This window comes from Paraburkholderia sp. D1E (genome assembly GCF_052682275.1).
In genome coordinates this window covers 3,804,346-3,817,966 of the sequence record NZ_JBQYMB010000001.1, presented here as the reverse complement: position 1 = coordinate 3,817,966, position 13,621 = coordinate 3,804,346, and the positions used below count along the sequence as shown (strand labels likewise).

Genomic DNA, 13,621 nt, shown 5'->3' with positions numbered 1-13,621 from the left:
AACGCCCGGTGGCAACCCGGGCAATACACGTCAGAATATGTTGCGAAAGCCGAGCGCAACGCCGGTCTGATTGTTGCGGCCTGGAAAGTCTGCTTTCGCCGCGCCAGTGCCGCGGATGAAATCAACCGTGCCATACACTTCGGTCCGCTTGGACAGCGAGTATTCGGCTAGCAGCACGCCCGAGTAACGGACGCCGCGGCCAAGTGTTACGTCCCGGCCTAAATTAGGGTTGTCGTCGCGAGCTATGTGGCGTGAGATTGCGAGGGGCGTCGCGCACTAAATGAGGAATGGAATGGGCCTCGTTTAGTGCGCGACGGCGGCGCTAGATTGGAGGGTCGGTTTTACGGCGCCAAGGTTGATCGGGATCCATTGTCTCGCGATAGCGTTTGTCGGAGTCGCGACGCAGTTCGTGCTCGTATCGTTGTTCGCATACAAGGGCGAGGCGGTAGAGGAAGTCGGTCAGAGCACGAGCACAAGAATCAGGGATACCGTCGGGGAATAGCGTGTCAAACTCGGGCGTCATTTCAACTCCTCGATCGCCTGTTGTAGCAGTTCGTCGGGTAGATGGTTCAGTCCTTTGGGCACGGCCATCTGCATAGCGGTGCGCAGAATCCGCCCCGCTTGCCGGGGCAAGCCGCGAGAGGCCTGGCGAAGTAACTCCAGGCCAGATTCGGCCAGCAACGTATGACTGCAGCCGGCGCTCTTCAATGCGTGTTGGATGAACAGGGCGAAGCGCTCGCGTTCGATCACGGGTTTGAGTTGAACGCGTGCCTGGATACGTCCATATAAAGCTGCGTACGGCGCACGCTCGAGCGTTTGGCCCAGACTCGGATGGCCTGCGAGCCAGACAGTGAGCAGGTCGCGCGAATCGAAGGCGAAGTTCAGGAAGGCCGGGAAGTCGCGGAAGAATTCGAGGGGCAGGTTCTGCGCTTCGTCGATAATCCACACGGGCAACAACTGTTTGCTCTCGACGAGCTCCAGGATGCGCAGCTTCAGATCCCGCCACAGGTCGGCACGCCGATAGGCGGGCTCCAGACCCAGCGCCCGAGCTAGGCTGCGGTACAGATCGATGCGCCCGAACTCGGTTTCAGCCAGATAGATGACCTGGTAGCGATGGGGATTCAAGGCCAGTGCTGCGTGGCGTAACGCGGCAGTCTTGCCCACACCGGGCTCGCCCGTGAGCAAGCCAATACCGGGACTATGCAGTAGCCACTGGAAGCGCTCGTTGAATTGCGCCAAGGCGCCGTCGTCCCACAACTCACTATGTTCTTTGGAAAGCGGCGCGCAACGTAGACCGAAGTGTTGTCGATACATGTCACAGCTCCCGGGCGTAGTGACGTTGATAGGCAAGCTCGATAAGATTGGGACCGTGCGCCGCGTTCTCGATCGGCGCGTCGTGTCCTGTCACGGCCGGCTCGACGGTCTCAGGCTGAGATTTGCGCCGCTTGCGTGTGCGATTGCCGACAGCGTCGAGCAGGGTTGCGGCGCCCAAGGGCTCGCCCGCCTCACTTTCTACGCCCTTGACGGTTCCCGTATGGGGATCCACCACGAGCAACACGGTCTTGCCGACCAGCTCGTATGGCACTTCGAAGCGCTTGCCCTGAAATGACACGGTGCCGTCGCGGCGCACGTAGCGCTCGATACGGTGCAGGAACAGTTCGTCCAGTTGTGCGGCGCGTGCGCCGAGTGTGCCGATACGGGGTAGGTCCTGCTGATAGCGAGCGAGCGGCGTCTGGTTACACAGGCCGCTGTGTTCGGTGCGATGGTAAATCTGTTCGACCCAAGCCCACAGGCGCGCGTTGAGGTCCGCCAGATCATGGATGTGCGTGGTGTCGAGCTCGCTCAGGAATTGAGCCCGTAAGCTGCGATGCCAGCGCTCCAACTTGCCCTTGCCCTCGGGAGCATACGGTCTACAATAAACCAGCCTGATCGACAGCCGTGCACAAATGCCCTGCAATGTCGCCGCCCGATAAGCGGCGCCGTTATCGACGATCAACATCTTGGGCACACCGCGTTTGAGCAAGGCCTGCTTGAGTACGCCCTCGATGTCGATCGCGCTCTCCGAGAAGCAGAACGCGCTATGGGCGATGAGCCGCGAGGCGTCGTCCATCAACGAGACCAGGTAGGTCTTGCGGCGCCCCCGGCCAAGCGACAAGTGCGGGCCATGCAGGACATCGCCGTACCAGATGGAGCCGGCGTGTTCGGCCACGAAGCTGCGTTTCTCCTCGGGCAAGCTGGCCGAGCCAACGATGCGCGAGAGCCCGTGGGCTTGCAGCAGCCGATGAACGGCGCAGCGCGAGAGTGTGTCGTGCGCCACGATACCCGCAGATTCGAGCAGCAAACGGATCTGGCGGATCGAGCGTCGCGGATTCTCGCGCTTAGCTGCAAGGATCGCAGCTTGCACGGCCGATGGCAGCTTCGATTGCCCGCGATCCATACGGGGCTTGCTGCACAGGCCCTCCAGCCCGTGCTGTTTCCAGGCGTAATACCAGGACTGAAGCGTCTTCTCGCCGATATGGCGACGACGAGAACCGGGAATTGCGTACTCCTGCTGAGCCAGTTGGCGGATGATCTGCTGCAAGTCGCCGCGATCAAGCCGTTCGCGACTGACAAGTGGTCCGAGTACGGACAGGCGAAACAGGGCCTTCGGGTCGATGTCCTTCATGCTCACTCCTATGGTTAAAAAGGGAGTGCCATGAGAACCGCGAACCGAATTCGGCGCGAGTGGGCAAAGTGTGTGGAGAGCCCGGAATGACGAAAATTACGTCGTCGCGTACCCAATCAGGATAAACGGATCACGGGACGCAAACGCCGTCGCCGTCGAGCCAGGCCATGGCTTCGCACAACGGCATGCGCTGCAGGCAGCGCAGCCAGAATTCAGTGATATCGACTGATCGCCCGAGTTCGGCGAAACGGCTTCGCAAATGAAATTCGAACGAGAGGCTACGCTCGCCAAGCCGCTGCCACCAGCGCCGTACCGTATGTCTGCCGAGCGCGAAGATCGCACTGGCGCGGCGCTGCGAGCAGCCGGCCAACAGAAGGAGTAAGACACGCTGTTGGTCCGCCCAGTTGTACCAACGGTGGGGAGCTATGCACAGCGGCAGGCGCGAACACGTGCGGCTGCAGGTTCGACAGCGAAAGCGCAAAACGGGAATCGGATTGAGAGCGCCAGCGGCGCTGCGGTCGGCCTTGCGATGGTAACGACCGTGACACCACACACCCGAGCAGCCGCAATGTACGCAAGCGACAGGTCGATACACTTGCGGCGTGCGATCGACCGCATTGAGATGTTGTTCAAGAACAGGAAACGCGAATACAATTCGATGCATAGGCCGGTCTACTTTGTTGTTCGTGTGGGGCTTCGTAACTTCCCACGATAACAGAGCAGTACTGGCCTTCTTTACGTCCGTCTCATCTCATGATGTTCAGGGTTAAGTTCCAAACTTCATCCTATTTGATACCGAGATAAACACCTCCGCTGGAACCCAAATATAGCGGGACGTAACACCAAGCGTGGTGCCATCGGCGTTCAACGCATTGCGGGAGTGATCGTAGTATGCCGCCGCAGTCAGCAGCAGCGGCGGCGTGACCTGCCAGGTGGTACCGACGTAGAAGCCGTCGTCGATGCGGTTGGTGTTCGTCACCGGCGCCGAAAAGGCGGCAGCCGGCGAGTTCGCGGCCGACATGAAAAGGTCGACCATACCGGTGTTGTCCTGCGCATGCAGCCAGCCTGCGTAGGCCTTGACCGTGCTGAACGCATAGACAGCGCTCACGTTGACAACATTGAACTTGTTGTTGTGTGCATCGCTGTTCTGCTGAAAGCCGGCATCAAGGGACAAGCCGCCGTACGTATAGGTCGCCGTCAAGCCGTACATGTTGTTCGCGCCGGTGCTGCCGGCCACACCTCCAAAGCTATACATGGCTTCCACGTTCAGGCCGCCGAACTGGCCGTTGTACTTGACGGAGTTGTTCTGGCGCAGGCCGTATCCGAGTGCGCCAGGCAGCCAGCCGTCCTGATCGTAGTTACCGACGGTCAGCGGGTCGTAGACGTTCCCTAGCTGGTCGAATAGCGGCGTATTCTGGCGACCGAAGGTCACCGTGCCATACTGGTTGCTAGACAGCCCAACATAAGCCATCCGGTTGAAAAGGGTATTCTGGCTCGCAAACTGGCCGTTCCACAGGTTGAAGCCGTTCTCAAGCCGGAACACCGTAGAAAGGCCGCCGCCCAGGTCTTCAGAACCCTTCAAGCCCCAACGGCTTCCGGTGATCGGGCCGACGCCCATCGATACCTGGCTGTCGTTGCTCGCATTGGCGTTGGTGAGATAGCGGACGCTCGTGTCGACGATGCCGTACAGGGTGACCGAGCTTTGCGCGAAAGCGGATTGGGCCGCGATGGCGATAAGTGCGCCACCGATGGCGCTGATGGTTTTTTTCACAGAGTATCTCCCCATGTTTAGTTGTAAGACAAACCGCTGGTCTATATAACCGGTGCGGTTCATGCTCGGCTTTTGGCCTGCGCGCAATGATATTTCCGTCAAATTAAATCGGGATCTGTTTTCAATTTTTATGTCTCCCGTTGACAACATTGGATTGACTTTCGTATCGCCGGAGGCTGCCGGCGAGTTCTTGTATATCGTCGGAACGGCCTTGTTTTGCCTTTTGCTGAGCGTTGTTGAGCCGGTTGGAATCTAAGCGGACCGCACAAAGCCATAGAAACTGCCGATGTTTCCTTTACCCGGTATTCGCCTAGCAGGCTGCGGAAATACCGACGCTGATGAGTCAGCGGATGAGACGGCTGAAACGTTATTGTGATGAAGCCCTAACCCCGAGAGATGATGCGCGGCGCCGATACCTTCACCGAGAGCCTGTTCACGATGCGTAAGCTGGAAGACTTTGTTCCTGCGAGTCACCCGCTGCGCGCGATTCGCAAGATGGCCAATGCTGCGCTGGCGAAGATGGAGCCGTTGTTTGCCCGCATGTATGAGGCCGACATCAAGGGCGGGCGGCCCAGCATTGCGCCGGAGAAACTGCTGCGGGCGATGCTGTTGCAAGTGCTCTACAGCGTGCGCTCCGAGCGGCAGTTGATGGAGCAGGTCCAATACAACCTGCTGTTCCGCTGGTTCATCGGGCTGTCGATGGACGATAGCGTGTGGGTGCCGACCGTGTTCACCAAGAACCGGGAACGGCTGATTAAACATGACGCGGTCATCGAGTTCTTCAATGAGGTGCTGGCCATTGCACAGCAGAAGGCCTGGCTATCAGGCGAACACTTCAGCGTTGACGGTACGCTGATCCAGGCCTGGGCCGGCCATAAGAGCTTTGTGCGCCGTGACGATGACGACCAGGCCAATGGCGATGGGGGCAACTTCAAAGGCGAGAAGCGCAGCAACGACACCCATGAGTCGAAGACCGATGCTGATGCACGACTCTTTCGCAAAGGCGGCACGGCCAGTGAATTGCGCTACATGGGCCATACCTTGAGCGACAACCGCCACGGTCTGGTGGCCAGTGCCGTGGTGACGATCGCTGATGGTTATGCCGAGCGCGAAGCCGCCAAGGCCATGATTAACGATGCCAGACAGGCGCTCGATGACCCGGCGCGTGAGATTACGCTCGGAGCTGACAAGGGCTATGACGCCCAGGAGTTCGTGGAAGCCTGTGTGGACATGAAGGTCACGCCGCATGTGGCGCAGAACAATTCAGGGCGCCAATCTGCGGTACCGAAGGCGATTGCCCAAAGCGAGGGCTACGCCATCTCGCAGCAAAAGCGCAAACTGATCGAACAAGGCTTCGGCTGGGCCAAGACGGTTGGCGGCATGCGTCAGGTGATGGTGCGCGGTTTGAAGAAAGTGGATCAGATGTTTGTGCTGACGATGGCAGCGTACAACCTGGTCCGCATGCGCACCTTGGGGCAAATCCGTCCGCAGGTGGCGCAATAAGCTAAATCGGGGCTAAAAAAGGCACCGACTAGCCACCAGAGACGGGAATCGGACAATCAATTCCCGGATGGTGGGAAAAACGACTCCAGCTTCCCCTTCGGGAGGAAAGCCGCTCGTGATTGCTTCGGGTATTTCCGCAGCCTGCTAGGCATGTATCGTTGGTCGTCTCCTTTCAGGAGGGAAGACGTGCCACGTACCGTCGCGGTGCCGGAAGAAATAAAGCGCCACCGAGCTTTCCAGGCGCAATACCTCAACGCGCACGAATCGCGTCCCGTCAAACTGGATGCGACCGAATCGAACCACCCGAACTGGCGTTGACGAATTAGGCATCAGCCACTTATCGACCAGCAGACGCAAAGACGTTCCAGCGCACATCCGTTTCTCCGTCGACTTCATTCCGCTGATCCGCTCCGTGTTGCACGAGCCAGGGCGATAGGTTTGCCTTCCGGCCAAAGGTCACTGCTGAAGCAGGTGCGGTCCGATCTCTGAGATTGATGCGACGCCGCACAACTGCATCGTACGTACGAGTTCGTCACGCAGGATATCGAGCGCGCGTGTCGCGCCGGCTTCGCCATCGGCACATACGCCATATAGCGTCGCGCGTCCGATTAGTACAGCCTTGGCACCAAGTGCAAGGGCAACGACGATATCGGAACCCCGCCGCACACCGCCATCAATCATGACCTCGACGGAATCGCCCACAGCGGCTGCAATTGCAGGCAATGCTGCAAGAGTTGACATGCCTGCGTCAAGCTGACGTCCGCCATGGTTCGATACGACCAAGGCGTCTGCACCGAGTGAAACGGCACGGCGGGCATCGTCGGTATGGACGATGCCCTTGACAATCAGCTTCCCATCCCAGCGCGCACGAATGCGTTCCAGGTCATTCCAGCTGAACGATGGGTCGTAGTTGCGGCCAACTGATGATGCAGTCGCATTGGCGTTGTTTACGGCCGAGTCAAGGCCGCGCAGATTCGACATCTCGGGAACGCCGCGGAGTAGCATCGCAAGCGCCCATCGTGGGCGGGAAGCGAAGTCGAGCAGATTACGGGCGGTGTAGCGAAACGGGATCGCGAAGTGATTGCGGAAATCACGTTCGCGTTTGCCGCCGACCGGCAAATCGACGGTAATCACTAACGCTTCATAATTGGCCGCTTGCGCGCGTTCAATCAGCGCGTCAGTGAAGGCGCGATTGCGCAGGATGTACGCCTGAAACCATCGTCGCGAGGGCGCAGCATGCTCGGCAATGGCCTCGATGGAGGCCGTTGCGGATGTCGATAGTCCATATGGAATGTCATACCGCGCGGCTGATCGCGCGATCGCGATGTCGCCACCGCGCCAACCGAATCCCACCGCTCCCGTAGGTGCGATGGCAAGAGGCAGGGCGCTTCGCTTGCCGAGAAGCGTTGTGTCGACCGATACGCGGCTGACATCCCGCAGTACTCGAGGCACGAGATGATGCTGTCTGAACGCCGCGCGGTTGCCGGCCAGCGTCAGTTCGTCCTCTGCGCCGCCGTCGAAAAAGTCAAAGATGGCGCGTGGCAGTCGGCGCTTCGCTAAAGCCCGTAACTCGTCGATCGAATGTGCGCGCGCGCTCGCACTCACATGGCCTCCGCAAAGACCTTGTCGGCGATGACCTGACAGCGCTTGATTAGACGGTGTTCGTCCGGACGGTAGTCGGCAACTGCATTGTGAATCGTGCCAATGTTATCCCACATCAGTACATCGCCTACGCTCCACGGATGCTTGTAGCGGTACTTGTCCTGCACTTGATGCTTGAAGAGATAGTCAAGAATATCTCGGCTTTCATCCTCGGACATCCCATTGACGCGCATCGCATAGCCGGGGTTCGCATAAAGCACGCGGCGTTTCGTGATTGGATGCGTGAGGAAGACAGGGTGCGATACCGGTGGTTTAGCAGCGCGCTGTTCTGCGGTGAGCGGTGGGCGGCTACTGCCTTTCTCACGTCGCATCATCTCCCAAAATTTGTTGAAATCGTGTTCGATGGTCTTGTCATTCAGAAGTGTTTTCAGATATGTCGGCAAATCGTCGTAGGCGGCGTGCATGTTGCAGAACTCTGTGTTTCCGAGCGAACGCCCGTCGCGAAACGGAATTTCTAAGCCATACAGAATGTTCGTAAAGGCAATGGTGCGGCTGTACGACATGTCCGTGTGCCAACTCTGTCCGGCATCAGCAAGCCCAATCGGCTTGCCGTCGCGAACGATGTTCGACAGCACCATTACTTCGGGAATCCCCGGCTCCTGAAAACTGTTTGCGACGTTGATTTCGAGCGTGCCGAAGTGCTCAGCGAACCGCTTCAGTTGCGCGGCTTCGAGCTGTTGGCGCGGGTACCACAACACACCATGCTTTCCCAACGCGTGTTTCAGCGCCGCGAACGACGTGTCCGAAAGCGGCTGACCCAGGTCGAAATCCTCGACCATCGCGCCTAGTGCATGAGGGCTTGGAGTGATTTTCACGATTGCTTTCCTTATGCGATGGCAAATGGCTCAAGAGGCGCCGGAGAACTGGAACACCGGTGTCGGCACCAGCTCCGCGATTCGCCAGCCTTGCTGCGCCGTGTGGCGAAAGCGTGTGATAACGTGATCGAGCCGAAAGGGCCGTTCAATGTTCACGGGCCCGTCATGCTCGCTACCATCGTCGAATCGATACGCCGTCATGTATGACTCGGTGGTGCATTCGTCCACGGTCGATTCGACGATAAACGTGTTGGTGATCACATGCGCGACGCGTTGTGTTGCCGGCCGTGCGTGCATAGTCGCGAGTAGCGCGTCATGGCCGATCAGCCACTGGCCCTGACGATGCCAGCGCAGGTCATTGCAAGTCGCGGCAAGTAACCCGTCATAGTCAAAGCGATCGAGGCAACGGTAAAAACGATGTTGCGTCTGCATTAGTAGCGAGAGTGTCGTGGGCGTAGCTGTTGTCGAATCGAGGTTTGCGGACATGAGTTATCTCCAGTAAATGGGTGCTGAATCGGTCATCCTGGTGGGAATTCTAGGGTTGCCCGTAGAGTGCCGAAAGGGGGCCGGCAGAGAACAGCCTGTTTCCAAAACGAGAACAACCCCGGAGCGCGACAAGACAATAACGGAAACCTAGGGGATAACCCGTGTGTCGCAAAAGCCTGAACGTGGTGCAGGTCTTTCAAATTCGGCTCATCTCCATGTTTCCAGAATGAGAACAACTTGTTTCCACGCTTTCTCTTTGAGTCGGGTGATCTCGGCACTAGGATTCGAATCCAGAAGCGTGACTTTTGACGCATCGCGCGCCACTTGAAGACGGCCTTGCTGACCCGGCGGAGACGGCACACATGTGATGCTGCCGCCTATTTTTCGTAAGAGCGTGTATGGATCGTCTACGATGTATCGAGGTGTTTATCGAAGTGGCTCACGCTGCGAGCTTCTCCGTCGCTGCGCAACGGCTTGCGATGTCGAAGGGTAATGTCACCAAGCATGTCGCGTGGCTGGAGCAAAACTTGGGCATGCAACTGCTGTCGCGGACGACAAAGAGCGTCAGTTTGACCGAAGCCGGGATGACGTTGCTTGAAACCGGGCAGACGTTGCTCGAGCAAATGTCAGACATGGAGGGGCGTCTCAGGAATTCGGTCGGCGGTACGCGGGGTGTGTTGCGTGTCGGAACGCAACCTTCGTTTGGCGCGTATCACTTGGTACCCGTGGTAACCGGTTTTGCCGAAAGCCATCCGGACGTGCAAGTCTTGCTCAAGCTCGATGATGGCAGCGCGGATCTGGTCAGCGAACGCCTGGACCTGACGATTCGCATCGCGCCGGAGCTAAAGGACACAAGCTATGTCGCGATAAAGCTCGCCCGCGTGCCGCAGTATCTCGTTGCCTCTCCTAGGTACCTGTCGCAGCGGGGCATGCCCGCGAGCATCGACGATCTCGATAAGCACGATTGCTTGGTGAACACGAGGAAGTCGTCCAACGGGCTATGGATTTTCGAGAGCACAAACGGCCCACGCACTGTTCGGGCCGAGGGTTCGGTTCGAGCGAACTTTGGTGAGCCGCTGTTACATGCTGCACGTCTTGGGCATGGCATTTCAATGCATCCGCTCTACATGATCGATGATGATCTGGCGAGCGGCGAGCTGGTGATCGTATTGCCCGAGTCCACGCCGATCGGCTTGGACATCTATGCGATGTATCCGAGCCGCCGCCATTTGCCATCTCGGGTGCGCGCGTTCATCGATTTTCTGCGCGAACAGATCGGTGGACGGCAAAAATGGTCGGAAACTCGATCGTACGTTCAGCAAGCGAACGTGCCGCAGGAGAGGATTCACTAGGAACATGGTCAAGCAACACATTGCTTCATATAGCGATATCGAAATTCGGAAAAAATAATAATTCGGATACCGATAAAAATATCGGGAGAATGGAATATTAATTATTCGATTCGTTAAGCGAAATCAATTGATTGGGAAAAGCATATGAGACACGATTCAAAAAAACCGACGCTAGCTATCACAGGCGCAGCTAGCGGCATCGGCGAGGCATGCGCACGGCTTGCGTATGAACAGGGATGGCGCATCGTCATCCTTGATCGGGACGTTGAGGCAGGACAGAAGGTCGCCAGTGAGCTGAGCGGCGTGTTCTACGAATTAGATTTGCTTCGCGTCGACGAGTTGCGAACGCTTGCTGCGCGCATCGACACTGAGATTGGGCCGGTTTACGGCGTCATTAATTCTGCCGGGATTTCACAACCAACGGATTCACCGGACGAGTTATCGCTGGAGACTTGGGACGCCGTGCAGCAAACTCATCTGCGTGGGATGTATCTCAGTTGCGCCGCGTTCGGTACTGCGATGGCGAAGCGGGGTGGCGGAACCATCGTCAACATTTCATCGGTGGCCGGAATGCGCTCGGCGCCATTGTATTCATATGCGCCGGCGAAAGCGGCAATTATCTCGTTGACTGCATGTCTGGCCGCCGAGTGGGGAAGGGACGGTGTGCGCGTCAACTGTGTATCGCCAGGATTTACCCGCACGGCGAGAGTAGAACGCCGTCTCAAGCTTGGCGAGCGTGATCCGCATGTGTACAGCAATTCGGCAATGGGCCGCATGGTAGAACCTGACGAAGTCGCTGACGCTTGCCTGTTTCTGTTGTCGGATGCTGCCTCGGCGATTACCGGAGTTAATTTGCCGGTGGATTGCGGCTGGCTGGTCAGTAGCTCGTGGGACAACTTTGGAGGCAGGCACGGCGTCGCCACTAAAACAGACGCGCCGGCAGGGGGCGATCGGATCGCGACGCAGCACTCATAGCATATGGCGCGTTTTCTCCCCAAATCAGTAGATTGCGTCAAATTACCGCCAGGTCACCGCTAGTTCGACCTTCCGGAATCCGTTCATTTTGTGACACGTATGGAAAGAGTAGAAATGGAATATCAACAGCGAACACGTGTATCCGCGCTTGCGCCTGACTCAAAGACCCGACGATTTGCCGTCATCGGCGCGGGCGCAGCGGGTCTTTGCTGCGCCAAAAATCTGATCCAGGCTGGTTTTGAGGATGTGACGATTTTCGAGATCGGCAGTCAGATTGGTGGTGTCTGGTGTTACCGAAACGACAACGAGCGGTCTTCCGCGTATCGAACCCTCCATATCAATTCGGCCAAAAATCTCACCAATTTTAGCGATTTCCCTTTCCGTGAAGACGTGCAGATGTTTCCCGACCATCGGGATATGCACAAGTACCTGGTCGACTATGCGGCCCATTTCGATCTGACGCGGCGTATTCGGTTCAATACGACCATCGTCGATGTCCGGCCGGCCGGATGCTATCGTGCGGAAGCACCGCTCTGGGAAGTCGAAACAGAACACGGGGAGATCACGACGTTTGACCGCGTCATGGTGGCCAGCGGCCACTTGTCGTTGCCGATGCATGTCAATGAATTTCGTGAAAAATTCTCGGGCACTTACATTCATTCGCATTACTATCGGGAGCCGGAGCCATTCGTTGGCCAGCGCATATGTGTTGTGGGCGTTGGCAATAGCGCCTGTGACATTGCCAGCGACGTTTGCGTCAACTCGCAACGCACCGTAATGGTCGCACGTTCCGGCGTGATGATCGTGCCGAAGCTAATTTTCGGACGTCCGTTCACCGACTTTACGATCAAACTCGAACGAAAATGGGTTCCGAACTGGCTGCGCAGTCGCATTACATCGACACTGGTCCGCCTGTTCCACGGCCGCATGACCGATCTTGGCTTTAAGGCGTTGGCCCAACGGGCTCACACAACCAGCAGCGCGGTCCTCGTCCAGCACATCGTCTACGACCGGATTAATGTCAAGCAGGGCATCGAGCGGATTGAAGGGAACCGCATTCACTTCGTAGACGGATCTAATGACGAGTTCGACGTGCTGATCGCCGCCACTGGCTATCAGATTGAGCTGCCTTTCATCTCCGAATCGATTGTGCCGATCAAGGACAATGCGGTGGACCTTTACCAGCGGATCGTACCTCCTGGCTGGGATGGCCTGTACTTCATTGGCATGCTTAATACTACAACCTCACTTCCCAATGCCTTCGAGCACCAGATGCGTTGGATCTTGCCGTTTGAACTGGGGCAAGCGACGCTTCCGGCGGTCAACGAAATGCACACTGCTATTGAGGCGAAGAAGGATTTCATCAAGCGATATTACAAAGCTTCGCTTCGGCACACCATCGAGGAGCCACATCTTATCTACTTCCGGGAGTTGCGCAAATCGCTAAAGGAGGCGAAACATCGCGCACGCCGCGCTCCTCAAGATCCCGTACGCGGTGCGGCAGGCGCGTTGCTTCGCGAGGATACGCTTTCCGGCAATCGCATCAGCAACTCCCAACACCCATGATGAAACAGTTAGTCTTGCATCGACGTGGCTTGCGGACCCACATCGTCAGTCAGTTCTTGATGGAGCGCAGTATATGAACAGGATCGCTGTTGTCACCGGAGCGGCATCAGGTATCGGCCAGGCTGCTGCGCAACGCTTGCTCAACGCGCAGTGGACCGTCATCATGCTGGACGTCGCATTCGACGCCGGCATGACAGCACTCAATGAACACTCCTACACGCTGCGTTGCGATGTCGCGGACCGCACATCGATCGATTCGGCGTTCTCGCAGATTACCGATCGTTTCGGCGCACCAGATGCTCTGGTCTGTTCGGCGGGTGTATTGCGAATCGGTGCGCTCGCCGACATGGACCCCACCGACTTCGACACGCTTTACACGGTAAACACGCGCGGCGCATGGCTTTGCGCGCGTGCCGCGATCCAGGCGATGCGAATGCAGCGAAGCGACGCGCTACGCCGGATTGTGTTCGTCGGCTCAATCTCGGGAATTCGGCCAAAAGTAGGAAATGGGGCATATGGCGCACAAAAGGCGGCGCTGCACATTTTGACGGGTGTGCTAGCGGCTGAACTCGGTGGGGACGGCATTCTCGTCAACGCTGTGGCACCCGGCACTGTTGATACTCCGATGATCCGCGCGAATAGCGATCCTGGCCGCACTGGTAGATATCGACCGTCGGGCACATCACCTCTCGGCCGGGTCGCAACACCCGAGGACGTGGCCGCGGTGATCGAGTTCTATCTAGGTGAACAGTCGAACTACGTAACGGGCACGGTGATTCCCGTGGACGGTGGTACCCGCGGGGCTTTTATTCCCGCGTCTGCGTGA

At 57.8% G+C, this 13,621-nt stretch carries 13 protein-coding genes and 1 pseudogene; 6 read left to right on the top strand and 8 right to left on the bottom strand.

Translation table 11 applies throughout. The features are described from left to right. Positions 1–30: 30 nt before the first annotated feature. The 5 genes and pseudogenes from ACUN0E_RS17165 to ACUN0E_RS17145 form a co-directional block, all read right to left on the bottom strand. Positions 31–207, bottom strand: a pseudogene (locus ACUN0E_RS17165) (porin); the annotation flags it as partial. Positions 208–519: 312 nt separating this feature from the next. Continuing rightward, positions 520–1,314, bottom strand: coding sequence for an ExeA family protein (locus ACUN0E_RS17160; protein WP_200568535.1), 795 nt, complete (start codon positions 1,312–1,314; stop codon positions 520–522). A gap of 1 nt (position 1,315) precedes the next feature. Then, the gene (locus ACUN0E_RS17155) at positions 1,316–2,665 is read right to left on the bottom strand and encodes a DDE-type integrase/transposase/recombinase (RefSeq protein WP_445567356.1); all 1,350 of its coding nucleotides are present in this window, start codon (positions 2,663–2,665) and stop codon (positions 1,316–1,318) included. Positions 2,666–2,795: 130 nt separating this feature from the next. Further along, complete coding sequence (locus ACUN0E_RS17150; protein ID WP_445567355.1) at positions 2,796–3,218, bottom strand: DUF6431 domain-containing protein; 423 nt, start codon at positions 3,216–3,218, stop codon at positions 2,796–2,798. Positions 3,219–3,431: 213 nt separating this feature from the next. Continuing rightward, on the bottom strand, positions 3,432–4,436 hold the full coding sequence (locus tag ACUN0E_RS17145; protein ID WP_445567354.1) for a porin: 1,005 nt from the start codon (positions 4,434–4,436) through the stop codon (positions 3,432–3,434). 399 nt (positions 4,437–4,835) lie between these two features. Here ACUN0E_RS17145 and ACUN0E_RS17140 point away from each other — a divergent pair, with 399 nt between their 5' ends. Both ACUN0E_RS17140 and ACUN0E_RS17135 read left to right on the top strand, forming a co-directional pair. Continuing rightward, entirely contained in the window at positions 4,836–5,939 is a 1,104-nt protein-coding gene (locus ACUN0E_RS17140; RefSeq protein WP_445570461.1) for an IS5 family transposase, read from the top strand. 186 nt (positions 5,940–6,125) lie between these two features. Further along, on the top strand, positions 6,126–6,257 hold the full coding sequence (locus tag ACUN0E_RS17135) for a hypothetical protein (protein WP_445567353.1): 132 nt from the start codon (positions 6,126–6,128) through the stop codon (positions 6,255–6,257). Between the two features lie 138 nt (positions 6,258–6,395). Here the strand turns inward: ACUN0E_RS17135 and ACUN0E_RS17130 are convergent, their stop codons facing one another. From ACUN0E_RS17130 to ACUN0E_RS17120, 3 genes are read right to left on the bottom strand one after another with little or no spacing between them, the layout of a single operon-like run. Beyond that, the gene (locus tag ACUN0E_RS17130) at positions 6,396–7,544 is read right to left on the bottom strand and encodes an alpha-hydroxy acid oxidase (protein WP_445567352.1); all 1,149 of its coding nucleotides are present in this window, start codon (positions 7,542–7,544) and stop codon (positions 6,396–6,398) included. Beyond that, positions 7,541–8,416, bottom strand: a complete 876-nt coding sequence (locus ACUN0E_RS17125) for a TauD/TfdA dioxygenase family protein (protein WP_445567351.1) — start codon at positions 8,414–8,416, stop codon at positions 7,541–7,543. Before ACUN0E_RS17125 ends, ACUN0E_RS17130 begins: the two co-directional genes overlap by 4 nt. A gap of 30 nt (positions 8,417–8,446) precedes the next feature. Further along, complete coding sequence (locus ACUN0E_RS17120; RefSeq protein ID WP_445567350.1) at positions 8,447–8,902, bottom strand: nuclear transport factor 2 family protein; 456 nt, start codon at positions 8,900–8,902, stop codon at positions 8,447–8,449. 422 nt (positions 8,903–9,324) lie between these two features. On the opposite strand from ACUN0E_RS17120, the gene ACUN0E_RS17115 reads away from it, so the two are divergent. The 4 genes from ACUN0E_RS17115 to ACUN0E_RS17100 all read left to right on the top strand — a co-directional run bounded on the left by ACUN0E_RS17115 (position 9,325) and on the right by ACUN0E_RS17100 (position 13,621). Next, positions 9,325–10,254 carry a LysR substrate-binding domain-containing protein gene (locus tag ACUN0E_RS17115; protein WP_445567349.1) on the top strand — a complete coding sequence of 310 codons (930 nt, stop codon included), beginning with the start codon at positions 9,325–9,327 and terminating at the stop codon, positions 10,252–10,254. 144 nt (positions 10,255–10,398) lie between these two features. Continuing rightward, entirely contained in the window at positions 10,399–11,229 is an 831-nt protein-coding gene (locus ACUN0E_RS17110; RefSeq protein WP_445567348.1) for an SDR family NAD(P)-dependent oxidoreductase, read from the top strand. 114 nt (positions 11,230–11,343) lie between these two features. Next, on the top strand, positions 11,344–12,795 hold the full coding sequence (locus ACUN0E_RS17105; protein ID WP_445567347.1) for a flavin-containing monooxygenase: 1,452 nt from the start codon (positions 11,344–11,346) through the stop codon (positions 12,793–12,795). Positions 12,796–12,868: 73 nt separating this feature from the next. Next, positions 12,869–13,621 (top strand): SDR family NAD(P)-dependent oxidoreductase, encoded by a 753-nt coding sequence (locus ACUN0E_RS17100; RefSeq protein WP_445567346.1) that lies wholly within the window; start codon positions 12,869–12,871, stop codon positions 13,619–13,621.